24 protein-coding genes are annotated in these 25,096 nt (G+C 72.5%); 6 read left to right on the top strand and 18 right to left on the bottom strand.

Annotation, left to right across the window (positions count from 1 at the left end; translation table 11 throughout):
• Window positions 1-656 precede the first annotated feature (656 nt).
• From M1O15_RS29990 to M1O15_RS30010, 5 genes are all read right to left on the bottom strand, one after another.
• Window positions 657-2,084 (bottom strand): ATP-binding protein, encoded by a 1,428-nt coding sequence (locus tag M1O15_RS29990; RefSeq protein WP_248637381.1) that lies wholly within the window; start codon window positions 2,082-2,084, stop codon window positions 657-659.
• 13 nt (window positions 2,085-2,097) lie between these two features.
• Complete coding sequence (locus M1O15_RS29995) at window positions 2,098-3,651, bottom strand: SCO6880 family protein (protein ID WP_248637382.1); 1,554 nt, start codon at window positions 3,649-3,651, stop codon at window positions 2,098-2,100.
• On the bottom strand, window positions 3,648-5,039 hold the full coding sequence (locus M1O15_RS30000; protein ID WP_248637383.1) for a hypothetical protein: 1,392 nt from the start codon (window positions 5,037-5,039) through the stop codon (window positions 3,648-3,650). The genes M1O15_RS29995 and M1O15_RS30000 overlap by 4 nt, the downstream gene beginning before the upstream one ends.
• Window positions 5,029-5,862: a DUF8175 domain-containg protein gene (locus M1O15_RS30005; protein WP_248637384.1), complete on the bottom strand. Its 834-nt coding sequence runs from the start codon at window positions 5,860-5,862 to the stop codon at window positions 5,029-5,031. Before M1O15_RS30005 ends, M1O15_RS30000 begins: the two co-directional genes overlap by 11 nt.
• A 107-nt stretch (window positions 5,863-5,969) precedes the next feature.
• Window positions 5,970-6,278, bottom strand: a complete 309-nt coding sequence (locus M1O15_RS30010; protein WP_156693550.1) for a DUF8827 family protein — start codon at window positions 6,276-6,278, stop codon at window positions 5,970-5,972.
• Window positions 6,279-6,987: 709 nt separating this feature from the next.
• On the opposite strand from M1O15_RS30010, the gene M1O15_RS30015 reads away from it, so the two are divergent.
• Together M1O15_RS30015 and M1O15_RS30020 are read left to right on the top strand one after the other, a co-directional pair.
• Window positions 6,988-8,010 carry a C40 family peptidase gene (locus M1O15_RS30015; RefSeq protein WP_248637385.1) on the top strand — a complete coding sequence of 341 codons (1,023 nt, stop codon included), beginning with the start codon at window positions 6,988-6,990 and terminating at the stop codon, window positions 8,008-8,010.
• Between the two features lie 158 nt (window positions 8,011-8,168).
• Window positions 8,169-8,897: a phosphatase PAP2 family protein gene (locus tag M1O15_RS30020; RefSeq protein ID WP_248637386.1), complete on the top strand. Its 729-nt coding sequence runs from the start codon at window positions 8,169-8,171 to the stop codon at window positions 8,895-8,897.
• 100 nt (window positions 8,898-8,997) lie between these two features.
• Here the strand turns inward: M1O15_RS30020 and M1O15_RS30025 are convergent, their stop codons facing one another.
• On the bottom strand, window positions 8,998-9,234 hold the full coding sequence (locus M1O15_RS30025; protein WP_248637387.1) for a hypothetical protein: 237 nt from the start codon (window positions 9,232-9,234) through the stop codon (window positions 8,998-9,000).
• Window positions 9,235-9,428: 194 nt separating this feature from the next.
• Here M1O15_RS30025 and M1O15_RS30030 point away from each other — a divergent pair, with 194 nt between their 5' ends.
• Both M1O15_RS30030 and M1O15_RS30035 read left to right on the top strand, forming a co-directional pair.
• Entirely contained in the window at window positions 9,429-10,241 is an 813-nt protein-coding gene (locus M1O15_RS30030) for an SCO4651 family lipoprotein (RefSeq protein ID WP_248637388.1), read from the top strand.
• A gap of 168 nt (window positions 10,242-10,409) precedes the next feature.
• Entirely contained in the window at window positions 10,410-10,589 is a 180-nt protein-coding gene (locus M1O15_RS30035) for a hypothetical protein (RefSeq protein WP_248637389.1), read from the top strand.
• A gap of 45 nt (window positions 10,590-10,634) precedes the next feature.
• Here M1O15_RS30035 and M1O15_RS30040 read toward each other — a convergent pair whose 3' ends face one another.
• Window positions 10,635-11,081, bottom strand: a complete 447-nt coding sequence (locus tag M1O15_RS30040; RefSeq protein WP_248637390.1) for a metal-sensitive transcriptional regulator — start codon at window positions 11,079-11,081, stop codon at window positions 10,635-10,637.
• A 195-nt stretch (window positions 11,082-11,276) separates the two neighbouring features.
• On the opposite strand from M1O15_RS30040, the gene M1O15_RS30045 reads away from it, so the two are divergent.
• Both M1O15_RS30045 and M1O15_RS30050 read left to right on the top strand, forming a co-directional pair.
• On the top strand, window positions 11,277-11,897 hold the full coding sequence (locus tag M1O15_RS30045) for a DUF47 domain-containing protein (RefSeq protein WP_248637391.1): 621 nt from the start codon (window positions 11,277-11,279) through the stop codon (window positions 11,895-11,897).
• 5 nt (window positions 11,898-11,902) lie between these two features.
• Window positions 11,903-12,901 carry an inorganic phosphate transporter gene (locus tag M1O15_RS30050; protein WP_248637392.1) on the top strand — a complete coding sequence of 333 codons (999 nt, stop codon included), beginning with the start codon at window positions 11,903-11,905 and terminating at the stop codon, window positions 12,899-12,901.
• 205 nt (window positions 12,902-13,106) lie between these two features.
• Here the strand turns inward: M1O15_RS30050 and pstB are convergent, their stop codons facing one another.
• The 11 genes from pstB to mshD form a co-directional block, all read right to left on the bottom strand.
• On the bottom strand, window positions 13,107-13,883 hold the full coding sequence (pstB, locus tag M1O15_RS30055; protein WP_248637393.1) for a phosphate ABC transporter ATP-binding protein PstB: 777 nt from the start codon (window positions 13,881-13,883) through the stop codon (window positions 13,107-13,109).
• A 25-nt stretch (window positions 13,884-13,908) separates the two neighbouring features.
• Window positions 13,909-14,991, bottom strand: a complete 1,083-nt coding sequence (gene pstA, locus M1O15_RS30060) for a phosphate ABC transporter permease PstA (RefSeq protein ID WP_248637394.1) — start codon at window positions 14,989-14,991, stop codon at window positions 13,909-13,911.
• A complete protein-coding gene (gene pstC, locus M1O15_RS30065) occupies window positions 14,988-15,980 on the bottom strand; it encodes a phosphate ABC transporter permease subunit PstC (RefSeq protein ID WP_248637395.1) in 993 nt (330 codons plus the stop codon). The genes pstA and pstC overlap by 4 nt, the downstream gene beginning before the upstream one ends.
• Window positions 15,981-16,134: 154 nt before the next feature.
• On the bottom strand, window positions 16,135-17,268 hold the full coding sequence (gene pstS / locus M1O15_RS30070; protein ID WP_248637396.1) for a phosphate ABC transporter substrate-binding protein PstS: 1,134 nt from the start codon (window positions 17,266-17,268) through the stop codon (window positions 16,135-16,137).
• Between the two features lie 350 nt (window positions 17,269-17,618).
• Window positions 17,619-18,038 (bottom strand): NUDIX hydrolase, encoded by a 420-nt coding sequence (locus M1O15_RS30075; protein ID WP_248637397.1) that lies wholly within the window; start codon window positions 18,036-18,038, stop codon window positions 17,619-17,621.
• Window positions 18,035-19,054 (bottom strand): CHAD domain-containing protein, encoded by a 1,020-nt coding sequence (locus M1O15_RS30080; RefSeq protein ID WP_372499620.1) that lies wholly within the window; start codon window positions 19,052-19,054, stop codon window positions 18,035-18,037. The genes M1O15_RS30075 and M1O15_RS30080 overlap by 4 nt, the downstream gene beginning before the upstream one ends.
• Window positions 19,041-21,272: an RNA degradosome polyphosphate kinase gene (locus M1O15_RS30085; protein ID WP_248637398.1), complete on the bottom strand. Its 2,232-nt coding sequence runs from the start codon at window positions 21,270-21,272 to the stop codon at window positions 19,041-19,043. Before M1O15_RS30085 ends, M1O15_RS30080 begins: the two co-directional genes overlap by 14 nt.
• A 269-nt stretch (window positions 21,273-21,541) precedes the next feature.
• The gene (locus M1O15_RS30090; protein WP_248637399.1) at window positions 21,542-22,543 is read right to left on the bottom strand and encodes an ABC-2 membrane transporter-related protein; all 1,002 of its coding nucleotides are present in this window, start codon (window positions 22,541-22,543) and stop codon (window positions 21,542-21,544) included.
• Window positions 22,540-23,445, bottom strand: coding sequence for an ABC transporter ATP-binding protein (locus M1O15_RS30095; RefSeq protein WP_248637400.1), 906 nt, complete (start codon window positions 23,443-23,445; stop codon window positions 22,540-22,542). Before M1O15_RS30095 ends, M1O15_RS30090 begins: the two co-directional genes overlap by 4 nt.
• Complete coding sequence (locus M1O15_RS30100) at window positions 23,442-23,864, bottom strand: GntR family transcriptional regulator (RefSeq protein WP_248637401.1); 423 nt, start codon at window positions 23,862-23,864, stop codon at window positions 23,442-23,444. Before M1O15_RS30100 ends, M1O15_RS30095 begins: the two co-directional genes overlap by 4 nt.
• A gap of 109 nt (window positions 23,865-23,973) precedes the next feature.
• The gene (mshD, locus tag M1O15_RS30105) at window positions 23,974-24,912 is read right to left on the bottom strand and encodes a mycothiol synthase (protein ID WP_248637402.1); all 939 of its coding nucleotides are present in this window, start codon (window positions 24,910-24,912) and stop codon (window positions 23,974-23,976) included.
• Between the last annotated feature and the right edge of the window lie 184 nt (window positions 24,913-25,096).

Genomic DNA, 25,096 nt, shown 5'->3' on the forward strand with positions numbered 1-25,096 from the left:
GGGCGAACTCGCCGCGCTGACGGGAGGCCGGCAGACGGTCACCGGGCCGAGGGGCGTACGGCGTCCGCCGGGGCAGCGACGGCGGGGGAGGGGGGGGGGGCTGGGGGGGGGGGGGGGGCGCGGGGGGGGGGGGGGGGGGGGGGGGGGGGGGGGGGGGGGGGGGGGGGGGGGTTGGGGGGGGGGGGGGGGGGGGGGCGGTGGGCGTCCGTGCGCCTGTGGCGGGGCGGTGGCGGCGTACCGCGCGCCAGCGGGCCACGGTGCCGAGGACGAAGATGGTGAGGACGACCAGCACCATCAGCTGGCCGATGAACAGACCCCAGAAGAGTCCGTAGCCGGAGAGCTGGCCGGGCGGGGTGGCGGGCCAGGCGGCGGGGAGGTTGTGGGGCTGGGAGGCCAGGGCGCGTATGGCGTCGGGGGTGCCGGCGTAGGTGATCCCGGTCGGCCAGGAGCCGTGGGCGAACAGGGCGGAGAGGCCGGTGGAGGTGTAGACAAGGACGGTCAGGCCGAGGAGGAAGGCGATCAGGCCGATGAGCAGGCCGTCCGGGATGCCGCCCTGGGGGGAGGAGGAGGGGGGCGGTGGGGTGGGTCGGGTCATGGGTGGGTCCCCGGTTCGGGCTGGGTGGGCAGGAGGGTGGGCGGGGGCCCGCTCCGGTGGCTCAGGCCACGGTGGAGCGGGAGGCCTCGTCCATCTGCTGCTCGATGAAGGCGGCGCGTTGCTCCGCCTCCCATTCGGCGGCCCTGATCTCCTCGGGGAGGTGGTCGTCGGTGAACTCGGTGGGGTCGGAGGCCTCGGTCATGGCGCGGTCGGTGTAGACGAGGGGGCGTTCGGCCTCGGTGATGAGGTGTTTGACGACCTGGACGTTGCCGTTGACGTCCCAGACGGCGATGCCGGGGGTGAGGGTGGGGATGATCTCCACGGCCCAGCGGGGCAGGCCGAGGACGAGGCCGGTGGCACGGGCCTCGTCGGCCTTCTGGGCGTAGATCGTCCTGGTGGAGGCCATCTTGAGGATGGCGGCGGCCTCCTTGGCGGCGGCGCCGTCGACCACGTCGGAGAGGTGGTGGACGACGGCGACGAAGGAGAGGCCGAGGCGGCGGCCGAACTTGAGAAGGCGCTGGAAGAGCTGGGCGACGAAGGGGCTGTTGATGATGTGCCAGGCCTCTTCGACCAGGAAGATGCGCTTCTTGCGGTCGGGGCGGATCCAGGTGTGCTCCAGCCACACGCCGACGATCGCCATCAGGATGGGCATGGCGATGGAGTTGCGGTCGATGTGGGAGAGGTCGAAGACGATGAGCGGGGCGTCCAGGTCGATGCCGACGGTGGTGGGGCCGTCGAACATGCCGCGCAGGTCGCCGTCGACCAGCCGGTCCAGGACGAGGGCGACGTCCAGGCCCCAGGCCCGTACGTCGTCCAGGTCGACGTTCATCGCGGCGGCGGACTCCGGCTCGGGGTGGCGGAGCTGCTCGACGATGTCGGTGAGGACGGGCTGGCGGTTGGTGATGCTGGCGTTGACGTAGGCGTGGGCGACCTTGAGGGCGAAGCCGGAGCGCTCGTCCAGGCCGCGGCCCATGGCGACCTCGATGATGGTGCGCAGCAGGGCGAGCTGGCCGGTGGTGGTGATGGAGGGGTCGAGCGGGTTGAGCCGGATGCCGTCGTTGAGGGCGGCGGTCGGGTCGAGCCGGATGGGGGTTATCCCCAGCTCCTCGGCGATGAGGTTCCACTCGCCGACGCCGTCCTCGCCCTGGGCGTCCAGGACGACGACCTGGCGGTCGCGGAAGCGGAGCTGGCGCAGGACGTAGGTCTTCTCCAGGGCCGACTTGCCGTTGCCGGACTCGCCGAGGACCAGCCAGTGCGGGGCGGGCAGCTGCTGCCCGTACAGCTGGAAGGGGTCGTAGATGTAGCCCTTGCCGCTGTAGACCTCCCGGCCGATGATCACGCCGGAGTCGCCGAGGCCGGGGGCGGCGGTGGGCAGGTAGACGGCCTGGGCCTGGCCGGTGGAGGTGCGGACGGGCAGCCGGGTCGTCTCGACCTTCCCGAAGAGGAAGGCGGTGAAGGCCTCGGTGAGGGCGGACAGCGGATCTCGCATCTGAGGTGGCCCCTTAGCGGCGGATGCCGGTGGCGAACGGAAGCGTGTTCACAAAGGCCCGGTGGTGCTCGCGGTCGCACCACTCCAGCTTGAGGTACGACTTGCCGGCCGAGGCCCGGATGGTCCGCTTGTCCCTGGCCAGGGCCTCGGGGGAGCGGGACGACACCGTGATGTACCCGACGATGTTGACCCCGGCGGCGCCGCTGGCGAGGTCTTCACCGCGCTGGTCGAGCCGGCCGTGGGCGGCGATGTCGCGGGGGTCGACGGTGCGGTTCATCTTGGCGGCGCGGCTGGCCTCGGCCTCGTCGTTGGTCTTCTCGGTGAGCATCCGCTCGATGGCGATCTCGGTGGGTTCGAGGTCCATGGTGACGGCGACGGTGCGGATGACGTCCGGGGTGTGGACGAGGAGCGGGGCGAGGAAGTTGACGCCGACGGGGGTCATCGGCCACTCCTTGACCCAGGCGGTGGCGTGGCACCAAGGGGCGCGGGTGGTGGACTCGCGGGTCTTGGCCTGGAGGTAGGTGGGCTGGACGGCGTCGAGTTCGGCGGGCCAGGCGTTGCGCCGGGTCATGGCCTGGATGTGGTCGATGGGGTGGTCCGGGTCGTACATGGAGTGGACCAGGGAGGAGAGGCGGCTCTGGCCGAGGGGCTGGCGGACCCGGATGTCGGCCTCGGCGAGGCGGGCGCAGATGTCGGTGAGCTCGCGGGCCATGACGACGGCGAGGCCGGCGTCCCTGTCGAGCTTGCGGGTGCCGGCGGCCTGGCGGGCGGCGCGGGCCATGGCGTTCGCCTCGGCGGCCAGTTCGCGGGTGTAGTGCATACAGGCGACCAGGTAGGCGCGGTGCTGCTCGCTGCTGGTGGACACCATGGACTGGAGCTGGTCGTAGGACTCGCGCAGCCAGCGGGGTGAGGTGGTGTCGCCGCGCTGGGCGACGTCCTTGGCGTGGGCGTCGGGGTCGGCGGGCAGGGTGCGGGCGAGCATCTGGAGGCGGGTGACGAAGCCGTCGCCGTTGGCCACGTGCTTGAGCAGGGTGCCGAAGCGGTCGACCAGGGCTTCCTGGTCCTCGCTGTCGCGCAGGCCGACGCCGGGGCCCTCGATCTCGATGGCGGCGGTGACGGTGCGCCGGTCGGCGTGGAGCAGGACGGCGATCTCGTCGGGGCCGAAGGGGGCGGAGAGCCAGCTGATGCGGCCGATGCCGGGGGGCGGGCCGATCTCGACCTCGCGGCCGTCGAGTGCGGTGCCGGCCTCCATGGCGGAGGAGCGGTAGAGGGTGCCGGTGCGCAGGGTGCGCTTGAAGCTGCGGTTGACCTCGAACCACTTGTAGAAGGTGCGACCGCGGTAGGGGACGTAGACGGCGGCCAGCGCCAGCATCGGGAAGCCGGCGAGGGCGACGATGCGCAGCGAGAGCAGGGGGATGAGCAGGCCGCTCATCATGCCGAGGAAAGCCCCGGCGATGATGAGGGTGATCTCGCCGGTCTCGCGGTTCTTGCCGACGATCGCGTTCGGCCGGGCGCGGCCGATGAGATACGTGCGGCGGGGCGTGAGCGGGTGGGACTGGGTCGTCAACGCCCTGCACCTCCTGTGGTTCCTGTGCTGCTGCTCTTACCGCCGGTGGGGCCGCCGGTGTTGCCGGTGCGGTGGCTGTGGGGGGTGCCGATGGTGCCGCCGGGGTTGCGGGGCGGCGGGGCGCCGATTCCGCCGGTGCCGGTGCCTCCGGTGGGGTTGTTGCCGCCGGTGGATCCGGTGGTGGGGGTGCGGCTGCTGTGGGCCGCCATGCCGCCGGAGGCCTGGTTGGCGGGGACGGCGCCGCCACCGCCGCCGCCCTGCTGGTGGGAGCGGCTGCTGTGGGTCTTGATGCCCTGGGAGACCAGGGCGGCCGGGGAGGAGATGACGGCGGCGGCCTGGGAGCCGTCGGTGGCCTGCTTGCGGTTGCTGCGGGCGGTGGCGATCTCGTCGCCGAAGCCGGGGACGAACCGGTAGATCATCGCGGAGGCGAAGATGGCCAGCAGGATGATGGCGAGGCCGGAGACGACGGCGGAGAAGGCGTCGGGGCCCTCGTCGCCGGAGAGGGCGCCGGCGAGGCCGAGGACGATGACGATGACCGGCTTGACCAGGATGACGGCGATCATGATGCCGGCCCAGCGGCGGACGTGGCCCCACATGTTCTTGTCGACCAGGCCGGCGTAGACGACGGTGCCGAGCAGGGCGCCGACGTAGAGCAGGGCGGCCCGGATGACGAGCTCCAGCCAGAGGACGCCGGCGGCGAGGATCGAGACGAGCGAGACGACGATCAGCATGATCGGTCCGCCGCCGATGTCGTCGCCCTTCTTCAGGGCTTCGGCGAAGGAGCCGAAGAAGGCGTCGGTCTGGCCGCCGGTGCCCTTGGCGATGACCTCGGTGATGCCGTCGGTGGCGGAGACCACGGTGTAGAGGATCAGCGGGGTGAAGGCGGAGGCCAGGACGGTCAGCCAGAGGAAGCCGATCGCCTCGGAGAGGGCGGTGGTGAGGGGGACGCCGCGGATGGCGCGCTTGGCGACGGCCAGCAGCCACAGCACGAGGGTGAGGACGGTGGAGGCGGCGAAGACGATCGCGTACTGCTGGAGGAAGGCGGTGTTGGTGAAGTCGACCTCGGCGGTGCCGGTGACGGCCTTGCTGAGCTTGTCCACGATCCACGCGGCGGCGTCGGCGCAGCCCTTGGCGAGGGAGCCGAGGGGGTCTAGGGCGGAGGTGGGGTCTTGGAGGGGGGAGCGGGAGGTGCGGGGGGCTCCGCCGCCCGAGCCGCTGGGGCACAGGTCCCTGGCCGGACCGACGATGAGGCTGCAGTCGTCGTTGGTGCTCGGCGAGGGAGTGGGGGACGGGCTGGGCGCGGCGTAGGCCCGGGGCGCGGCGAGCAGCGCGTACAGGCCGACGAGGGCACCGAGAACCCGTGTGGTCAGACGGGCGCTAGCGGGCATAGGTAAACCCTCCGAACTCCGCTACGGCCTTGGCGATCTCGTCCGCGTCCGAGATGGTGCGATCCGCGTTCACCGGCGCGGGGCCCTCCTTCTGGGAGAAGCCCCGGACCTTCCAGTCGCCGGCGGCCCACGTGAGGTTGAGGGTCATCGTGAACCAGTCGTTGGTCACCGGGTTGGTGGACTCCATACCGGCGGTGCCGAACACACCGGTGCACCAGACTTCGACGGTCGCGGCGTCCGGCGACGCCTCGACCACCTTGGTGCCCACGGGGGCGGTCCGGGAGACGTACGTCGTGCCCGCGGCCGCGTTCCCGTCCGCGTCGAGGCCGACCTTGTCCAGGAAGGCCTGGTTGTAGGCCTTGTCGAACTTCTCCCGCATGGGGCCCGCCTGGTCGGGAGCGAAGACCTGGCGGACGATCTCCGCCCGGCGGTCCGGTTTGAGGATCTCCGCGGAGACCAGCACCACCGCGTAGTTCGCCGCCGCGCTCTGGGCGCCCTGTTCGTCGTGGGCGAAGCCGGCGGGGAGGGGGCCGTTCTTGCCGGTGACCGGGGGGACGCCGGTGGGGGCGGTGGGGTTGGTACGGGGGGCGGCGGCGTCCGTGCCGTCGTCACCGCCGCCGCCGGAGCCCCGGTTGGCGAAGGCGATCGCGGCGATCAGCAGCACGACCACACCCACGACCGTGATGAGGGAGCGGGAGGCGCGGGGGGTACGGCGGGGGGTGCCGTAGGCGTCGGGGGAGCCGGTGTCGGGCAGCCGGGTGCGGGTCTGCCCCGTGCCGCCTCCCCGGCCGCCGAGGCCGCCGTGCTCGTCGCCGAGGCTCATGACGGGAACGCCCCCTCATCCGGTTGCTGTTCGTTGTGGTGACTGGACATCAGGTGGGCCATCGGGTGGGAGGGGGCGGGCGCGGGACGGCCCGCCATGGGCGCGGGTTAGACGGCCATTCCGTACACGATGGTGAAGAGCGTTCCCAGGGAGCCGATGATGAAGACGCCGGTCAGCCCGGCGACGATCAGGCCCTTGCCCTGCTCCGCGCTGAAGGTGTCCCGCAGTGCGGTCGCCCCGATGCGCTGCTTGGCCGCGCCCCAGATCGCGATGCCGAGGCACAGCAGGATGGCGACGGCCATCACCACCTCGATCATCACGCGGGCCTCGTTGCCCAGGTTTCCGAAGGGACCCCAGTTGGGGGCGATTCCTCCGATGATGGTGGTGATATCGCCCTTTTCGGCCGCCAGGTACATGTAACTCACCGCCCCTGTTGGGTAGTTCGTCGCCCCTGCCCCATGGCACGGGTCACCGCACTATCTTCGCTGATGAAACCGCCCAGGTGCGCCGACTTGGCTGGTCTCTTTACCCGATCCCCGCACATATGACCGATCCGACCGCGCTGACCTGCGACGGGAGAGGTTCGGGAGTATGCATGGATGCGTATGGTCACTCTGTGTATCACGCAGAGTGACTTTGGGCAATGACTGTCGTTGGTTCACCTTGGGCCATATGCACGCGGCCCCTGCCGCAGCCATGGTGCGTCAGCGGCCCGCGCCCGTCCAGCGCCGGTCTGCTGAGGGCGGGTCAGCGGGGGGAGTACGGAGGCGGGAGGGCGCATCGCCGGGCCGGGTGCCGGTACCGGAAGTCGCCGAAGGGGCGTCAGGGGCGCACGGACGGTCGTACGTCGGCGGGGTGGAGGGGGCCGGTACGGGCGGCCCCGGGCCCACCCGGCGCACCCCGGAGGCGGTCGACCGGTACGTCGACGGGCTGGAGCTGCCGGAGCCGGGGACGGGCGGGGGGCTGGGCCGCCCGGAGCGCGGCCCGGGGCCCGTATCGCGGTCCGGTGCCGCCGGGACGGGGCGGACACATTCGGTCGGCCCTGCCGTGCGCCTCCACGGGCGGGGCGGTGGAACCTACACTGTCGCCGGGGCGCACGGCCCCGCCGTATAGGGGTGGTTGACGGTGCGTAAGGCGTTGCTGGTGACCGGGTTGTCGGTCGGCGTCTGCCTGAGTTTCGTCGCGCTGCTCGTGGTCGGGACGTACTCCGCCGCCGCCGGGCTGCTCGGCGGGGCCGGGGCGGGTGTCGCCGGGGCGGTGGGGCTGGCCAAGGGCGCCGTCCCGGCCGCGTACCAGCCGCTGGTGCAGAAGTGGGGCAACCTCTGCCCGGCGATCAACCCCGCGCTGCTGGCCGCCCAGCTCTACCAGGAGAGCGGCTGGAACCCGCGGGCGGTCAGCCCCGCCGACGCGCGCGGCATCGCGCAGTTCATCCCCGGCACCTGGGCGGCGCACGGGGTGGACGGCGACAGCGACGGCGACCGGGACATCTGGGACCCGGCGGACGCCATCCCCTCGGCCGCCTCGTACGACTGCGAACTGGCGAAGTACGTCAAGGACGTTCCCGGTGACACCACCAGCAACATGCTGGCCGCGTACAACGCCGGGGCCTACCGGGTGATAAGGGCCGGCGGGGTCCCGGCCATCAGCGAGACGCGCAACTACGTCAAGATCATCCGCAGTCTGGAGCAGAGCTTCGCCCGCCCGGTCGGCCGGGTGGAGCCGTCCCGCCAGGCGGCCGCGGCCATCTCCTTCGCCCAGTCCAAGCTCGGCACCCCCTATCTGTGGGGCGGCAACGGCACCCCCGAGCAGCAGGGCCGCTTCGACTGCTCCGGGCTCACCCAGGCCGCGTACCGGACCGTGGGGATCGAGCTGCCCCGGGTGGCGAACGACCAGTACAACGCGGGCCCGCACCCGTCCCGTGAGGAACTGCTCCCGGGGGACCTGGTCTTCTTCTCGGATGACCTGACGAACTCTCGGGCGATCCGGCACGTCGGCATGTACGTGGGCGGCGGTTACATGATCAACGCGCCGTTCACCGGAGCCGTCATCCGCTTCGACAAGATCGACACCCCCGACTACTTCGGGGCCACCCGGGTGACGGAAGATGGCGCGAAAGCGTTGCCGACGGAGCTGCCCGGCAGCGCCTGAGCTGGGACGACGCGTCACTCTTCGATAACGTCATGGTGATCGTTCCGTGGAGAGTGGAACGTCACCCTCCCCGGCGGCGTTGTCTTGTCCATGGGCGCATGGCGCTTCGCACGGGCACAGGGCGCGTCACGGAACACGAGTGCAAGGGGTCGCGGCAGATGGCTGGACTCGCGTCGGACGGTTCGAACCCCGATGTAGGCCTGCTCTACGACATCAACGGCCTGGCGGAGGGCACTCCTTCCTGGTTCGACCGCGCCATGGCGTTCACCGGCGAGTACGGCATCCTGATCGCCCTGGTGCTGCTGGTGCTCGGGTGCTGGTGGAGCGTGCGGCGGCGCGGTGGCGCCGAGGACTCGGTGGCGGCCGTCGCCGGGCTCGTCTGGGCCCCGCTGGCGGCCGGTGTGGCGCTGCTGGTCAACATCCCCATCCGCGGCTTCGTGGAGCGCCCACGGCCCTTCCTGGACCACCAGGGCCTTGAGGTCCTGGTCCCCGGAAAGACCGACTACTCCTTCGTCAGCGACCACGCCACCCTGGCGATGGCCCTGGCCGCCGGGCTGTTCGTGGCCCACCGGCGCTTCGGCCTGGCCGCCATCGGCCTCGCGCTGTCCGAGGGCTTCTGCCGCGTCTACCTGGGCGTGCACTACCCGACCGACGTCATCGGCGGCCTCGCCCTCGGTACGGCGGTCACCCTGCTGCTCGCCCCGGTCGCCCTCGCCCTGCTCACCCCGCTGGTCACCGCGGTGGCGCGCTCCGGACGGCTCGGCCGGCTGGTGCGGTCCCGGCGTGTGGCGGTACGGGAGCGGGGCCTGGCGGTGCCCCCGGTCACCGAGCGGTCGCCGCTCCCCGCCCCGGGCACCGAGCCGGAGGAGAAGGGGCTGGCGGCCTGACATCGGCCGGGCGGCGGCCGATCGGCCGCTGAGGCGGGCTGATTTTTGAAACTGGCTGGATTCTTGCGCCGGTGAGGGGCCTGCCGGGGCGCGGTGGTGGTCAGCTCGCGGGCGGTCGGGGCGGCGGTACGGCGCCGGGCCGGGCGTGCGCGGCGGCGTCGGCGCGGGCGCGGTCGCGGGACCGCCGGGCCGGCCCCTGCCAGCCGCAGCCGCAGCGGGCGACGGAGAACGCGCCGTTCTCGGTGGTGGTGGTCTCGTGGTCCCCGCCGGTCTCGCGGCCGGAGGCACCGGAGGCAGGAGCCGCGGAGGCGGAAGCGGTCGGATCATGCGCGGGCACGGTTCCACCGTACCGGGGCGGCGGGCGCGCGTGACGGGCCGCCGGGGCGGTCGTTAAGCGGAGCGAGTGGGGGCCGTGCCGCACGGCTCCGGAGCGGACTTCGGGCATGTCCACGAGGGTGCTCCGGACTCCGGGCTGCGCGGGACGGCTTCCGGCTTCGGCAGCGGCGGTACGGCGTTGGGGGTCGGCAGGCGATGGTGCAGCAGCACATGCGCGGAGGCGGCGCGGTCGCCGTCACGGCCGCCGTGGTGGGGGCGATGGCCTCCGGGTGCTCCGCGGCGGCGGACGCCACACCCGGCCCGGACCCGGCCCAGGCCGTGCGTACCGCCTCCGAGGTGCTGGCCCGGGCCGGGACGTCCAAGGCGCGCACCTCCATGGAGATGGCGACCGGCGGCACCCGGGTGACCATCCGGGGCGAGGGCGCCTACGACTTCGCCACCGGGCACGGGCGGCTGAAGGTGGTGCTGCCGCGCGACCCCTCCGGCGCGGAGGGCCACCGCCCCATCACCGAGCTGCTCGCTCCCGGCGCCCTCTACATGAAGAACCGCGGCGCGGGGGTCCCCGCCGACAAGTGGGTACGGGTGGACACCGCCGCCCTCTCCGACGGCAACCTGGTCACCGGCGGGGCCACCGACCCGGCCGCCGCCGCCGAACTGCTGCGCGGCGCCCGGGGCGTGCGGCACATCGGCGAGGAGGAGCTGGCGGGCGTGCCGGTCACCCACTACCGGGGCGTCGTCGACCTGGGGCACGCCGCCCGGGCCGCCTCCCCGCGGCTGCGCGCCGTGCTCGCGGCGGCGGCGAAAGGGTTCGCCAGGGACAGCGTCCCGTTCGACGCCTATCTGGACCGGGAGGGGCGGCTGCGCAAGGTCCGCCACCAGTTCGGCTTCGCCAACGAGGGGCGGACGGTGGCGGTGGCCTCCACCACCCTGCTCTACGAGTTCGGGGCCCCGGTCAGCGTGGTGCTGCCGCCCGAGCGGGACATCTACACCGGCAAGGTCGGCATGTGAGAGGCGGATGGGGGTGGCTCCCGGCGCGGGGGCACGACCCGGGTGGTCGGAAGAATGGTCCAGACGTGTCATGCGCGTACCGTGCCGCGCTCCCTACGCTGGGGAGCCGGAAGGGCCGCGCGACCGCGACCGCGGCCACGACCGGGGAACACTTCGCAGGAAGAGGTGATGTGCGTGCCACCGCCCAGCCCGACGACCGTCCAGGACCCCGTCGCCCTCGCCGAGATCGAACTGTGCGGCGAGCTGATGATCGCCGCCTCCGCATCGGACGGGGACCGGCTGAGTGCCGCGCGTATCGACGAGGTGCTGAACGTCATACCGGCGGCCCGCGGCGCGTCCGCGCCCTGAGCCGGGAGGAAACCGCGCCCTGAGGCCGGGAAGGAGGAAGGGGGGTCAGGTGCGCAGCAGGCGGGCGATGGCCTTGGTGGCCTCCTCGACCTTCGCGTCGATCTCGTCCCCGCCCTTGACGGCGGCGTCCGCGACGCAGTGCCGCAGATGCTCCTCCAGCAGCTGGAGCGCGAAGGACTGCAGGGCCTTGGTGGACGCGGAGACCTGGGTGAGGATGTCGATGCAGTAGACGTCCTCGGCGACCATCCGCTGAAGGCCCCGGATCTGGCCCTCGATCCGGCGCAGCCGCTTCAGGTGCTCGTCCTTCTGCTTGTGGTAGCCGTGCACCCCGCGGTCGTGGTCGGTCACCGGCCCGATCCCGCCGGTGGAAGCGGCGGAGGCGGGGGCGTCCGGGCCGCTCGCCGCCTCATCGCCGGTCACGGCGTCCGCACCGTCGGTCACACCCTCGGTGCTCCCGCCGTCCGGAAGGCCGGCCGCCTCGGTGGTCGTCATCGCGTCCTCCCGTTGTCCTGTAAGGGTTTGCATACCCCTCGGGGGCATATGATACCGGCTGGTCGGAAAAGGTGGCCGGGGGGCGGTTCTGTTCACTGTGCCTGATGGGCGACACTGAACAACGCCGGTTAGCCGTGGCCGGATGATGCGCCTAGCATCAGCCTGACCGAACCCCATGCACCCCGAGGACCCCACGTGCGTTTTCGTCTGACCCCCAGGGAGACGAGCTTCTACGACATGTTCTCCGCGTCCGCGGACAACATCGTCACGGGCTCCAAGCTCCTGATGGAACTGCTCGGGGCGGACGCCTCCGCCCGGGCCGAGATCGCGGAGCGGATGCGGGCGGCGGAGCACGCGGGGGACGACGCGACCCACGCGATCTTCCACCAGTTGAACTCCTCCTTCATCACGCCGTTCGACCGCGAGGACATCTACGCCCTCGCCTCGTCGCTCGACGACATCATGGACTTCATGGAGGAGGCGGTCGACCTGGTCGTCCTCTACAACGTCAAGGAACTGCCCAAGGGCGTCGAGCAGCAGATCGAGGTGCTCGCCCGGGCCGCCGAGCTGACCGCCGAGGCCATGCCGCACCTGCGGACCATGGACAGCCTCACCGAGTACTGGATCGAGGTCAACCGGCTGGAGAACCAGGCGGACCAGATCCACCGCAAGCTGCTGGCCCACCTGTTCAACGGCAAGTACGACGCCATGGAGGTGCTGAAGCTCAAGCAGATCGTGGACGTGCTGGAGGAGGCCGCGGACGCCTTCGAGCACGTGGCCAACACGGTGGAGACCATCGCGGTCAAGGAGTCCTGAGCTTCGTGGACACCTTCGCGCTGATCGTGACCATCGGCGTCGCGCTCGGCTTCACCTACACCAACGGCTTCCACGACTCGGCGAACGCCATCGCCACCTCGGTCTCCACCCGGGCGCTGACCCCGCGGGCCGCGCTCGCCATGGCCGCGGTGATGAACCTCGCGGGCGCCTTCCTCGGCAGCGGCGTCGCCAAGACCGTCAGCGAGGGCCTGATCGAGACACCGCACGGGCGGAACGGGATGGGCATCCTGTTCGCCGCGCTGGTCGGCGCGATCGTCTGGAACCTGGTCACCTGGTACTTCGGGCTGCCCTCGTCCTCCTCGCACGCGCTGTTCGGCGGCATGGTCGGCGCGGCGCTCGCGGGCGGCACCGAGGTCATCTGGTCCGGGGTGCTGGACAAGATCGTCATCCCGATGTTCCTCTCCCCGGTGGTCGGCCTGATCGCCGGCTATCTGGTGATGTGCGCGATCCTGTGGATGTTCCGCAAGGCCAACCCGCACAAGGCCAAGCGCGGCTTCCGGATAGCCCAGACCGTCTCGGCGGCCGGCATGGCCCTGGGCCACGGCCTCCAGGACGCCCAGAAGACCATGGGCATCGTGGTGATGGCCCTGGTCATCGCCGACGTCCAGGACGCCGGCGACGCCATCCCGATCTGGGTGAAGATCGCCTGTGCGGTGATGCTGTCGCTGGGTACGTACGCGGGCGGCTGGCGCATCATGCGCACCCTCGGCCGCAAGATCATCGAGCTGGACCCGCCGCAGGGCTTCGCCGCGGAGACCACCGGCGCCTCGATCATGTTCGGCTCGGCGTTCATCTTCCACGCCCCGATCTCCACCACTCATGTGATCACCTCCGCGATCATGGGCGTCGGCGCCACCAAGCGGGTCAACGCGGTCCGCTGGGGCGTGGCGAAGAACATCATCCTGGGCTGGTTCATCACCATGCCGGCCGCGGCCCTGGTCGCCGCGCTCAGCTACTTCGTGGTGCAGCTGCTCTTCGGCTGAGCCGCGGATCCCACGGGACACGAGAAGGGCCCGCCTCCCCGTTCGACGGGGGAGGCGGGCCCTCGGCCTTTCCGCCCGGTTTCCCGGAGTCCCGGTCATCCGGCGGAAGGCCCGGCCTTGCGGTGGCACCGCCATGCAGCACCGCAGGGCGTCCGGCCCCACCGGGCACGCCGAGTGCGCGGCGTACCTGGCGGGGAGTGCGGGATCAGCCGAAGCGGCCGGAGATGTAGTCCTCGGTCGCCTGGACCGACGGGTTGGAGAAGATCCGGTCGGTCTCGTCGATCTCGATCAGCTTGCCCGGCTGCCCCACGGCCGCCAGGTTGAAGAAGGCGGTACGGTCCGAGACCCGGGCCGCCTGCTGCATGTTGTGGGTCACGATGACGATCGTGAACCGCTCCTTCAGTTCGCTGATCAGGTCCTCGATGGCGAGGGTGGAGATCGGGTCGAGCGCCGAGCAGGGCTCGTCCATCAGCAGCACGTCCGGCTCGACCGCGATGGCGCGGGCGATGCACAGCCGCTGCTGCTGGCCGCCGGAGAGGCCGGAGCCCGGCTTGTTGAGGCGGTCCTTCACCTCGTCCCAGAGGTTGGCGCCGCGCAGCGAGCGCTCCACGACCCCGGCCAGCTCGTTCTTCTTGTAGGAGCCGTTGAGCCGGAGGCCGGCCGCCACGTTGTCGAAGATCGACATGGTGGGGAACGGGTTGGGGCGCTGGAAGACCATGCCGACCGTGCGGCGCACGGTGACCGGGTCCACGGACGAGCCGTAGAGGTTCTCGTCGTCCAGCATCACCTTGCCCTCGACGCGCCCGCCCGGGGTCACCTCGTGCATCCGGTTCAGGGTGCGCAGGAAGGTGGACTTGCCGCAGCCTGAGGGGCCGATGAAGGCGGTCACGGAGCGGGGCTCGACGGTCATCGAGATGTCGTCGATCGCCTTGTGGGAGCCGTAGTACGCGGACAGTCCGCTGACGTCGATGCGCTTGGCCATTTCAATCACTACTTCCGGTGCCGGGTCAGCGGCTGGTCTTCGGGGCCTTCCAGCGGGCGATGCCGCGGGCCACCAGGTTGAGGATCATGACGAAGGCGATCAGCACCAGGGCGGCGGCCCAGGCCCGGTCGTAGGCGGCCACCTCACCGATCTTGTACTGCTCGTAGATGTAGAACGGCAGGGAGGACTGCTCGCCGGCGAACGGGTTGGTGTTGATCAGCTGGTTGCCGAAGACCACCAGGATGATCGGGGCGGTCTCCCCCGCGATACGGGCGATCGCGAGCATCACACCGGTGGTGATGCCGCCGATCGCGGTGGGGAGCACCACCTTGAGGATCACCCGCCACTTGGGCACGCCCAGGGCGAGGGCCGCCTCGCGCAGCTCGTTGGGCACCAGCTTGAGCATCTCCTCGGTGGAGCGCACCACGACCGGGATCATCAGGATCGACAGGGCGAGGGCGCCCATCAGGCCGGACGGCTCAAGGCCGGCGATCAGCATGATGGAGAGGATGAACAGACCGGCCACGATCGACGGGATGCCGGTCATCACGTCCACGAAGAAGGTGACGGCCCGGGCCAGCGCGCCCCGGCCGTACTCGACCAGGTAGACGGCGGTCAGCAGGCCGATCGGGGCGGAGAGCACGGTGGCGATGCCGACCTGCTCCAGGGTGCCGATCAGCGCGTGGTAGACGCCGCCGCTGGCCTCCCAGCCGAGCACACCGGCCATCGAGTGGGAGAGGAAGTAGCCGTCCAGGCGCTCGACGCCGCGGCTGACCGTGGTCCACAGCAGCGAGACCAGCGGAACGACGGCGACCAGGAAGCAGACCCACACCACGCTGGTGGCGAGGCGGTCCCTGGCCTGGCGCTGGTTCTCCACGGCCGTGGTCACCGCGTACGACACGGCGAGGAAGATCAGCGCGGAGAGCAGCCCCCACTGGGTGCGGCTGTGCCAGCCCGCGGCCAGCGAGACGCCGACGCCGAGGGCGATGGACACCGCGGCGAAGCCGAGGGGCGCGAGGCGCGGCAGCGAGCGGCTGCTGAGGCTGGGGCGCGCGGCGGGCGCCGGGGCGGGGCGGTGGTCCTTCAGACCGGTGGTGGCGTGGCTCATGCGTTGGCCCCCGAGTACTCCTTGCGGCGGGCGATGATCAGCCGGGCCGCGCCGTTGACCAGCAGGGTCAGGACGAACAGGACGAGGCCGGAGGCGATCAGGGCGTCCCGCCCGAACTCGTTGGCCTCGCCGAACTTGGCGGCGATGTTCTGGGCGAAGGTGCCGCCGCCCGGGTTGAGCAGGTGCAGCGAGACCAGGAAGTTCGGCGACAGGACCGTGGCGACGGCCATCGTCTCGCCGAGCGCCCGGCCCAGGCCCAGCATCGAGGCCGAGATGATGCCGGAGCGGCCGAAGGGCAGCACCGACAGCCGGATGACCTCCCAGCGGGTGGCGCCCAGGGCGAGGGCGGCCTCCTCGTTCATCCTGGGGACCTGGAGGAAGACCTCGCGGCTGACGCTGGTCACGATCGGCAGGATCATGATCGCCAGCAGGATGCCCACGGTGAACAGCGAGCGGGGGATGCCGATCTCGGTCTTCTCGAAGACGTAGGTCCAGCCGAAGAACTCGTCCAGCCAGGAGTTGAGGCCTTCGAGGTACGGGACGAGGACCAGGGCGCCCCAGATGCCGTAGATGATCGACGGCACGGCGGCCAGCAGGTCCACCACGTAGGCGAGCGGCGCGGCCACCCTGCGCGGGGCGTAGTGCGAGATGAACAGGGCGATGCCGACGGCGATCGGGACCGCGATCACCATGGCGACGATCGAGCTGACGACCGTGCCGAAGAGGAGCACCGCGATGCCGAAGACGGGCGGGTCGCCGGCGGTGTTCCACTCGAAGGTGGTGAGGAAGTTCCCCTCGTTGTCGGAGAGCGCGATGACCGAGCGGTAGCTGAGGAACACGGCGATGGACGCCATGATCACCAGCAGCAGGATGCCCGAGCCCTTGGAGAGGCCCAGGAAGACCTTGTCGCCCAGGCGCCCGGTGGACCGGGAGCCGGGCCCTGGCACCGGCGGCGCCGGTGGGGTGTCTGCGGGTGTGGTGGAAGCCATGGTCTTTCCGGTCTGTGGGGAGGAGCGCGGGGCTCCCCAGGCGGCGGTGCACCGGATGGGCGGGTGGGACGGGGTACCGGACGAGCGGTGGAGCGGGGTACTGCCGGTGGCGGGCCGGCCCGGGAGAGCCTGCCGGGCCGGCCCGCCGGCGGGGTTACGAGAGGCCCTTGACCGTCTCGCGGACCTTGGTGTTGATCTCGGCCGGGATGGGCGCGTAGCCCGCCTCGGTCAGGATCTTCTGGCCGTCCTCGGAGGCGGTGTAGCCCAGGAAGGACTTGACCGCGGAGAGGGTCTCGGGCTTGTTGCCCTTGTCGCAGACCACCTCGTAGGTGACCAGCACGACCGGGTAGGCGCCGTCCGCCTTGGTGGCGTAGTCCAGGCCGAGCGCCAGGTCCTTGCCCTGCCCCTTGATCTGGGCGGCCGCGATGGCCTTGGAGGCGTTCTCCGAGGTGGCCTTGACCGGGGCGGAGCCGCCGGTGTCGATGTCCACCGTGGTGATGCCCTGGGACTTGGCGTAGGAGAGCTCGAAGTAGCCGATCGCGCCGTCGACCTGCTTCACCTGGGCGGCGACACCGGAGGAACCGGAGGCCGCCTGGCCGCCGGGGGCCGGCCAGGCCTTCTCCGGCTCGTACTTCCAGGCGTCGGGGGCGGCGGCGTTCAGGTACTTGCCGAGGTTCTGCGTGGTGCCGGAGTCCTCGGAGCGGTGGAAGGCCTGGACCGCGGTGTCCGGCAGCTTCACGCCCTCGTTGAGCTTGGCGATCGCCGGGTCGTTCCACTTCTTGATCTTGCTGTCGAAGATCTTGGCCAGCGTCGGCGCGTCCAGGGTGAGCTTGTCGACGCCCTCCAGGTGGAAGCCGATCGCGATCGGGCCGCCCACCATCGGCAGGTTGATGCCCTGGCCGGACTGGCACGTCTTCTTGGAGTCGGCGACCTCCTCGGGCTTCAGCGCCGAGTCGGAGCCGGCGAAGCCCACGGTGCCCTGGTTGAAGGCGACGATGCCCTCACCGGAGGACGAGGAGTTGTAGTTGATCTGCACCCCGGGGCAGGCCGCCATGTAGTTCTTGACCCACAGGTCCATGGCGTTCTTCTGGGCGCTGGACCCCGAGGCGCGCAGCTGGCCCTTGGCGTCGCCGCAGTCGATGTTCGAGGACGCGGACGGCTTCGTACCGCCGCCGTCGCCGCCGGAGGCGTTGTCGTCCGAACCACACGCCGTGAGGACCAGGGCGCCGGAGACCACGAGGGCGCCGAGCGCGGCGGCGCGAAGCCCGTTCTTGCGCTGAAGCTTCACTTTCGGGTGTTCCTTCCAGAAGCCGCCGAGTTCGGTCGTCGGTACGGCGGCGTGCGTCGGGTGCGGGGCGGGAGCGGCCGTGTGCCGGTCCCTCCGGTACGGCCGAAATTAGGCAGATCAGGTGACGCGGCCGACGGAGGAGAGTGAACGGCGGGTGAACCGTGCCGGAATCCGTGGTGCGGGATGGTGCGGGCCGGGGCTCCGCCCCGTGCGACCAGGGGTATCACCCCGAGCGGGCCGGGAGCACCGACCCGGGCCCGGTGGCCGCGCTGCGGCCTCGGGGCGCCACCCGGTCCGCCGACTGCCCTCCGGCCCCCGTCGCCCTCCGGCCGCACGCTCCGCGGCCGCCGTCAGTCGTGGTCGAGGGCGCTGAGCAGGGCCGGGACGAGCGGGAGGTCGTGCGGGTAGCTCAGTCGGGCCCGGGCCTGGGCCGGCGGCAGCCAGAGCACCCGGTCCACCTCCCGGTTCGGGGTGAACGCCCCGCCGGTCGCCTCCGCCTCCCAGTAGGCCACCTCCTTGGGGTGCCCCTTGGCGGTGTACCGGACCGTGGGCAGCCGGGCGCCCGGGCGGCAGTGGTGGCCGGTCTCCTCCAGCACCTCGCGCAGCGCCGTCCGGCGCGGCTCCTCGTCGCCCTCGGCCTTGCCCTTGGGGAAGGTCCAGTCGCCGTACTTCGGCCGGTGTACGAGGCACAGCTCCAGCTGCCCGGCGCGCCGCCGCCACAGCACACAGCCGGCCGCCAGCACCGTACGGGGTGGATCCGGGGCGGTCATGTGGCCACCGCCGTGCGCTGCCAGGCCCGCCGGAAGGCGAGCCGGGCCGCCTCCACCTCGTGCCGCTGGTCGGCGTGGAGCACCCCGAGCGCGTACGCGGTGGCCGGGGCGATCCGGGGGGTACGGGCCGCGGTGGCGGCCGCCGCGGCCGCCTCGGCGGCGTCCCGGTGCCGGTCCAGCGCCCGCCCCGCCTCGTACAGCACCGGCTCCTCGCCGCGCAGCTCCCGGGCGTACCGGTGCAGCCGCAGCAGCCGCCGCACCTGGTGCCAGGGCAGGTCCTGCTGCTCGCCGCCGACCACCGGGGCCATCGGCAGCCGGGCGACCGCGTCCAGCAGCCGCCGCTCGGCGTCCCGCGCGGGCCCCTCCAGGGCCCGGTCGGCGGGGCGGGCCCTGGCCCCCGCCGGGGTCAGCGGCACCTCGGAGACCAGCAGCGCCACCGCGTCGGCGACCGCGTGGAAACGGGAGGAGCCGAAGGTCTGCAGGGCGGCCGAGTGGGCCCGGGTCCGGGCCAGGGTGAGCTGGCGCTCCAGCAGGGCGCCGGCCCGGGCGGCGCCCACCCCCATGGCCTCCCGGCCGCCCGCCACCGGTGTCCGCGGGCCGGGCAGCGCGGCGGAGGCGCCGGCGGCCCCTCCGGTGAGCCGGGTCAACGCGTCCACCAGCCGCACCAGTTGGGCGGTGCAGGCGTGCTCCTGGCCCACCACCCCGGAGAACCAGGCCAGTTCGGCGCGGAGCTGGTCCGCCCAGACGGGGTCCACCAGCGGCCGGAAGGTGTGCAGGGTGCCGCCGATCCGGCGGGCGGCGGCGCCCAGCGCCAGGGTGGCCTCCTCGGTGCCCGCGCTGTCCGCGCCGCGCTCGCGGTGCCGGCGCAGGGCGCGCAGGAAGTCCCCGGCGCGGGCGTGCAGATAGCCGGCCAGCGCGTCCCCGGCGGGCCCGTCCGCCGTGGTGGCGACGGGCGAGGCGGGTCCGCCCTCGGGTTCCGGGTCCGTGCCCGGGGGCCGGTGGTCAGGGTGTGGCACGTCGGCGCCTCCGCGCGTCGATCAGCATCTCCTGCACGTGCTTGAGGGGTGCGCCGTCGGCGTCGGTGGCGTGCCGGGTCCACTCGCCGTCCGGGCCGAGGTGCCAGGAGGAGGTGGTGTCGGCCATACCGGCGTCGAACAGCCGGGTGAGCGAGGCGCGGTGCGCCGGGTCGGAGACCCGTACCAGCGCCTCGATCCGGCGGTCCAGGTTGCGGTGCATCATGTCGGCGCTGCCCAGCCAGACCTCGGGCTCGCCGCCGTTGCCGAAGGCGAAGATCCGGGAGTGCTCCAGGAAGCGCCCGAGGATCGAGCGCACCCGGATGTTCTCCGACAGCCCCGCCACCCCGGGCCGTACCGCGCAGATCCCGCGCACCCACACGTCCACCGGCACCCCGGCCTGCGAGGCGCGGTAGCAGGCGTCGATGACGGCCTCGTCCACCATGGAGTTGGCCTTGATCCGGACGTAGGCGGGGCGGCCGGCCCGGTGGTGGACGACCTCCTTGTTGATCCGGGAGACCAGCCCGTCCCGCAGCGACTTCGGGGCGACCAGCAGCCGGCGGTAGGTCTCCCGCCGGGAGTAGCCGGAGAGCCGGTTGAACAGGTCGGACAGGTCCGCCCCGACCTGCGGGTCGGCGGTGAGCAGCCCCAGGTCCTCGTAGAGCCGGGCGGTCTTGGGGTGGTAGTTGCCGGTGCCGACGTGCGAGTAGCGGCGCAGCACCTCGCCCTCCTGGCGGACCACCAGGGACAGCTTGCAGTGCGTCTTCAGGCCGACCAGGCCGTAGACGACGTGGCAGCCGGCCTCCTCCAGCTTGCGCGCCCACTTGATGTTGGCCTGCTCGTCGAAGCGGGCCTTGATCTCCACCAGGACCAGCACCTGCTTGCCGGACTCGGCGGCGTCGATCAGGGCGTCCACTATCGGCGAGTCGCCGGAGGTGCGGTACAGCGTCTGCTTGATGGCGAGCACGTCCGGGTCGGCGGCGGCCTGCTCCAGGAACGCCTGCACGGAGGTGGAGAAGGAGTCGTAGGGGTGGTGCAGCAGCACGTCCCGCTCGCGCAGCGCGCCGAAGATGTCCGGCGCGGAGGCCGACTCGAACTCGGCGAGGTCGCGATGGGTGCCCGCCACGAACTTCTTGTACTTCAGCTCCGGCCGGTCGAGCGCCGCGATGCCGAACAGCCCGGTCAGGTCCAGCGGGCCGGGCAGCGGATAGACCTCGGCGTCGGACACCTTCAGCTCGCGGACCAGCAGGTCCAGCACGTACGGGTCGATGGACTCCTCGACCTCCAGCCGCACCGGCGGCCCGAAGCGGCGCCGCATCAGCTCCTTCTCCAGGGCCTGGAGGAGGTTCTCCGCGTCGTCCTCCTCGACCTCCAGGTCCTCGTTCCGGGTCACCCGGAACATGTGGTGCGCCAGCACCTCCATGCCGGGGAACAGCTCCTCCAGGTGCGCGGCGATGACGTCCTCCAGCGGGACGTACCGCTGCGGGGAGGCCTCCAGGAAGCGGGAGAGCAGCGGCGGCACCTTCACCCGGGCGAAGTGCCGGTGGCCGCTGACCGGGTTGCGCACCACCACGGCCAGGTTGAGGGAGAGGCCGGAGATGTACGGGAAGGGGTGCGCCGGGTCCACGGCGAGCGGGGTGAGCACCGGGAAGATCTGCTGGCGGAAGAGCGTGAAGAGCCGGGCCTGCTCCTTCTCGGTCAGCTCGGGCCAGCGGATCAGGTGGATGGACTCGTCGGCCAGGGCCGGGGCCACGTCCTGCTGGAAGCAGGCGGCGTGCCGGGCCATGAGCTCGCGCGAGCGGGTCCAGATCAGGTCCAGCACCTCGCGCGGCTGGAGCCCGGAGGCGGACCGGGTGGCGACCCCGGTGGCGATCCGGCGCTTCAGCCCGGCGACCCGGACCATGAAGAACTCGTCCAGGTTGGAGGCGAAGATCGCCAGGAAGTTCGCCCGTTCCAGGAGCGGGGTGGCCGGGTCCTCGGCGAGCTCCAGCACCCGCTCGTTGAACGCCAGCCAGCTGCGCTCGCGGTCCAGGAAGCGGCCCTGCGGCAGCTCGGCGCCGTCCTCCTCGTACGCGTCGAGGTCGGCGTCCAGGTCGGGCGAGAGGCCCGGCGAGGAGCCGGCGGCGACGGTGTGCGGCCGGTGCGCGGCGAGCGCGCCGACGGAGGGCTGGGCGGTGGCGGACGGGGCCGGGACCTGGACATCGGCGGGCTGCTGGCTCATGGCACCATTCTTCCGCGCCGGGGGCGCGTCAAGCGCGTCGGAGGGCCCCGGGACGTCCGGGGCGGCCGGGGGGTCCGGGGGCTCCGTCCCGGGGGGAAGCTCCTGTGCGGCGGGCGTGCGCATTCGCCGACGCTCGCATGGTCGTCTGAATGTCCGGTGACGGCGACATGACGCCTGGGTGCGGCGGGCCGCGGTGTACGGGGAAGGGCCCCGGGCCCGTGGCCGCACCCCCGTGGCGGTCACGGGCCCGGGGCCCGGTTCGTACGGCGTCAGCCGTGGAGCCGGCGCAGCACCCGGAAGGCGCCGGCGACGGCGAGCGCGGCGAGGGCGAGCAGGATGCCGGACTCGACGAGCTGGAGGGGCCAGTAGTGGGAGGCGGGGTGGTAGTCCACGAAGTAGGTGACGCCGCCCCGGGCCTGCATGCACGCCTCGGAGCTCTCCGGCGCGGTGAAGCAGGTCTCCCGGGTGATCCGCTCGCCCGAGGCGGTGAGCATGCCGTCCTGTACCGGCCACGCCGCGCCCGAGCCGAGGCCGACCGCCTCCCGGCCCGTCACCGTCCGGCTGGGCCAGAGCCAGGGGTGGGCCTGGTACAGGGCGAGCATCACCGCGCCGACCGCGAGTGCGGCCACCGCCATCGCCGGGACGGTACGGCGGACCAGCAGCCCGGCCAGCGTGCCCACCGCCAGACCCATCACGGTCAGGGCGACGGGCAGCAGACCGCTGGTGGCGTAGGTGGTGGGGTCCCACCACCGGGTGTAGTGGGAGAAGTCGGTCTGCCGGGCGAGGCGGGCCCAGGCGAAGAACGGCAGGAGCACGGCGGTCGCGGTGGCCGACGCCGCCAGCGGGACGGCCAGCTTGGCCGCCAGCCAGCGGGTCGGCGTGACGGACTGGCTCCACGCCAGTTTGTAGGTGCCCGCCTCCAGCTCGCGGGCCACCAGCGGCCCGGCCGCGAAGGCCGCGACGACGCCGGGCAGGGCGACCAGCGCCACCGACGCGTTCACCAGGACGGCGTAGGCCGCGGAGGAGGCCTCCGCGAGGTCGGAGCGCGGCTGGAAGCACCGGGGCCGGGTGTTGGCTTCGGTGCATCCGGCGGCGCTCCACGCGTCCGCGGCGCCCTCCCGCCAGAGCCGGGTGACAACCAGGGCGCCGGCGACCAGCACCACACAGGCCACCAGCGTCCACAGCGCCCAGCGGTGCTGGCGCAGCACCAGCCGGGGCAGACCGGACAGCAGCGGACGGGACGTACGGGTGTCCAGGCCGACGGCGCTCACGCGGCCACTCCTTCCGGCGATGACGGGGTGGCGCTCGGGGTGAGCAGCGGCGGTGCCTCGGGTGCCCGGAGGTGGGCGAGGAGCAGCTCCTCCAGGGACGGTTCGGCGGTGCTCCAGGACCCCGCGTCGACCGGGCCGTCCTGGCGGACCAGCGCGGTGAGCTGGCGCCCGGTGGTACGGGACTCCACCACCGTGTGCGGGGCGAGGTCGGCGACCGGGCCGGTGAGCAGCCGGTGCGCGGCCAGCAGGTCGTCGATACCGCCGCCGAGCCGGACCCGGCCGCCGGCCACCAGCAGCAGGTAGTCGCAGGCGCCCTCCAGCTCGGTGAGGATGTGCGAGGACATCACCACGGTGGTGCCGTGCTCGGCGGCGTCGGCCATCAGGGTGCCCATCAGCTGGTGCCGGGCAAGGGGGTCCAGGTCGGCCATCGGCTCGTCCAGCAGCAGCAGTTCGGGCCGCTTGCCGAGGGCCAGGGCGAGCGCCAGCCGGGTGCGCTGGCCGCCGGAGAGGGTACGGACCCGGGCCTTCGGGTCCAGCGGGCCGGCCTCCACCACGGCGGCGGCCGCCGAGGCGTCCCACCGGCCCGGGTTGAGCTCGGCGCCGGCCGCCAGCGTCTGGGCGACGGTGAGCTGCCCGTAGAGCGGCTTGTCCTGGGCGACGTACGCCATCCGCTCCCGTACGGCGGCGGGCTCGGCCCCCAGCACCCGCAGCGCCCCGGCGCTGGGCCGCAGCAGCCCGGCGGCGAGCGCCAGCAGGGTGCTCTTGCCCGCGCCGTTGGGGCCGACGACCGCGCAGATCCGGCCGGCCGGGAGGCGGAAGGAGCAGTCGTCGAGGGCGGGTGGCCGCCGTCTGCCGAACCGCTTGGCGAGGCCGTGGGCCTCCAGTGCGCTGACGCTGGTCATGCGTTCTCGTCCCCCTGCTGAGTCCGCCGGGCCCCCGGGGTCCGGTAGGTGTCGTCGAGTACGGAGGTGAGGAGTGCCGCCATGTCCTCGCGCTCCAGCCCCGCCTCGCGGGCGCGCCGCGCCCAGTCGGCCAGTTCGTCGTGGAGCGGGGACCCGGCGGCGGAGGCGCCGCCGCCGAGGGTGGCGCGGACGAAGGTGCCCAGGCCCCGGCGGGCCTCCACCAGTCCCTCCCGCTCCAGTTCGCGGTAGGCCTTGAGCACGGTGTTCGGGTTGATCGCGGTGGCCTGGACGACCTCGCGGGCCGTCGGCAGCCGGTCGCCGGGCTCCAGCAGGCCCAGCCGGAGGGCCTGCTTGGTCTGCTGGACGATCTGGAGGTAGGTGGCGACGCCGCTGCGCCGGTCGATCCGGAACTCGACCACGTGGACCGCACCCCTCTTTCACTAATCAAGTAGTGGAATGATGGTGCAAGAGAGGGCGGGACGTCAAGATCGCTCGACGCCCCGCCCGCTGTTCCCCGCCGGGTGCGGCTCAGGTCTCCGAGCGGTACATCAGGTCCACCTCGTGCGTGGTGAACCCCATCCCCTCGTACACCCGCATCGCCGGCGTGTTGTCCGCGTCCACGTAGAGCATCGCCGTCGGCAGCCCCTCGGCCGCCAGATGCCGCAGCCCCACCGAGGTCAGCGCCTTGCCGAGGCCGCCGCCCTGGGCGTCCGGCGCCACCCCCACCACGTACACCTCGCCCAGCTGCTCCTCGGCGTGCACCTTGGTCCAGTGGAACCCGGCGATCGCGCCGTCGGCCTCGCGTACGGCCAGGAAGAAGCCCTTCGGATCGAACCAGGGCTCCGCCTTGCGGTCGTCCAGGTCCCGCTGGCTCAGCGAGCCCTGCTCGGGGTGGTGGGCGAAGGCGGCCGCGTTGACGGCGAGCCAGGCCGCGTCGTCCTCGCCCGGCACGAAGGTGCGGAAGACGGTGCCCGGCGGCAGCACCGGCTCGGGCAGCTCCGGGCCGGCGGCCAGCGGCCGCCGCATCTGCCGCAGTTCGCGGAAGAGGGTCAGCCCGAGGACCTGGGCCAGATGGCGGGCGGCCGGCTTGCCGCCGTGCGCCCACACCCGCAGCCGCTTGCCCGAGGCGGCCAGCAGCGCCGCGCCGAGCGCCCGGCCGTGGCCCCGGCCGCGGTGCCCGGGGTGCACCACCAGCTCGGCGGCCGGCGCCTCCACCGGGTCGGTGTCCTCCAGCTGCGCGTAGCCTGCGAGTTCGCCCCGCACGCTGAGCAGCAGATGGGAGACGCCCTCCCGGCGCCCGCCGCGCAACTGGAGCCGCCCCTGCTCGGAGACGGCCTGCATACCGTCCGAGGCGGCCGCTTCGGTGAGCAGTTCCAGGACGCCGGCGGCCTGCTCCTCGCTCAGGGCGTCCAGGGTGTCGATACGGCGGCCGGGTTCTAGTGCCGGTGCGGAGGCGTCAGTCGTCATATGCCGAGCCTACGGCGGCCGTCCTCCCTCTCACCGGCGCGCACCACAACGCATGGCCGAAGGCTCCGTCTCCCCGGAAGGCAACCAGCTCGTAACCCGCGTACCCCTGTTGCGCTACGCGCGTTGACTCTAGGCTGCGCGCTGGACCGCACCTCCGCCACGCCCCCGCGCGCCGGACCGCCGT

The organism is Streptomyces lichenis, assembly GCF_023218175.1.
GTDB lineage: Bacteria > Actinomycetota > Actinomycetes > Streptomycetales > Streptomycetaceae > Streptomyces > Streptomyces lichenis.

Bases quoted from the DNA above. Each gene is read 5' to 3' on its own strand.
- M1O15_RS29990 (WP_248637381.1), bottom strand. From the start codon at position 2,084: ATGCGAGATCCGCTGTCCGCCCTCACCGAGGCCTTCACCGCCTTCCTC.
- M1O15_RS30000 (WP_248637383.1), bottom strand. From the start codon at position 5,039: ATGCCCGCTAGCGCCCGTCTGACCACACGGGTTCTCGGTGCCCTCGTC.
- M1O15_RS30005 (WP_248637384.1), bottom strand. From the start codon at position 5,862: ATGAGCCTCGGCGACGAGCACGGCGGCCTCGGCGGCCGGGGAGGCGGC.
- M1O15_RS30010 (WP_156693550.1), bottom strand. From the start codon at position 6,278: ATGTACCTGGCGGCCGAAAAGGGCGATATCACCACCATCATCGGAGGA.
- M1O15_RS30020 (WP_248637386.1), top strand. From the start codon at position 8,169: ATGGCTGGACTCGCGTCGGACGGTTCGAACCCCGATGTAGGCCTGCTC.
- M1O15_RS30030 (WP_248637388.1), top strand. From the start codon at position 9,429: ATGGTGCAGCAGCACATGCGCGGAGGCGGCGCGGTCGCCGTCACGGCC.
- M1O15_RS30035 (WP_248637389.1), top strand. From the start codon at position 10,410: ATGTGCGTGCCACCGCCCAGCCCGACGACCGTCCAGGACCCCGTCGCC.
- M1O15_RS30040 (WP_248637390.1), bottom strand. From the start codon at position 11,081: ATGACGACCACCGAGGCGGCCGGCCTTCCGGACGGCGGGAGCACCGAG.
- pstB (WP_248637393.1), bottom strand. From the start codon at position 13,883: ATGGCCAAGCGCATCGACGTCAGCGGACTGTCCGCGTACTACGGCTCC.
- pstA (WP_248637394.1), bottom strand. From the start codon at position 14,991: ATGAGCCACGCCACCACCGGTCTGAAGGACCACCGCCCCGCCCCGGCG.
- pstC (WP_248637395.1), bottom strand. From the start codon at position 15,980: ATGGCTTCCACCACACCCGCAGACACCCCACCGGCGCCGCCGGTGCCA.
- M1O15_RS30075 (WP_248637397.1), bottom strand. From the start codon at position 18,038: ATGACCGCCCCGGATCCACCCCGTACGGTGCTGGCGGCCGGCTGTGTG.
- M1O15_RS30085 (WP_248637398.1), bottom strand. From the start codon at position 21,272: ATGAGCCAGCAGCCCGCCGATGTCCAGGTCCCGGCCCCGTCCGCCACC.
- M1O15_RS30095 (WP_248637400.1), bottom strand. From the start codon at position 23,445: ATGACCAGCGTCAGCGCACTGGAGGCCCACGGCCTCGCCAAGCGGTTC.
- mshD (WP_248637402.1), bottom strand. From the start codon at position 24,912: ATGACGACTGACGCCTCCGCACCGGCACTAGAACCCGGCCGCCGTATC.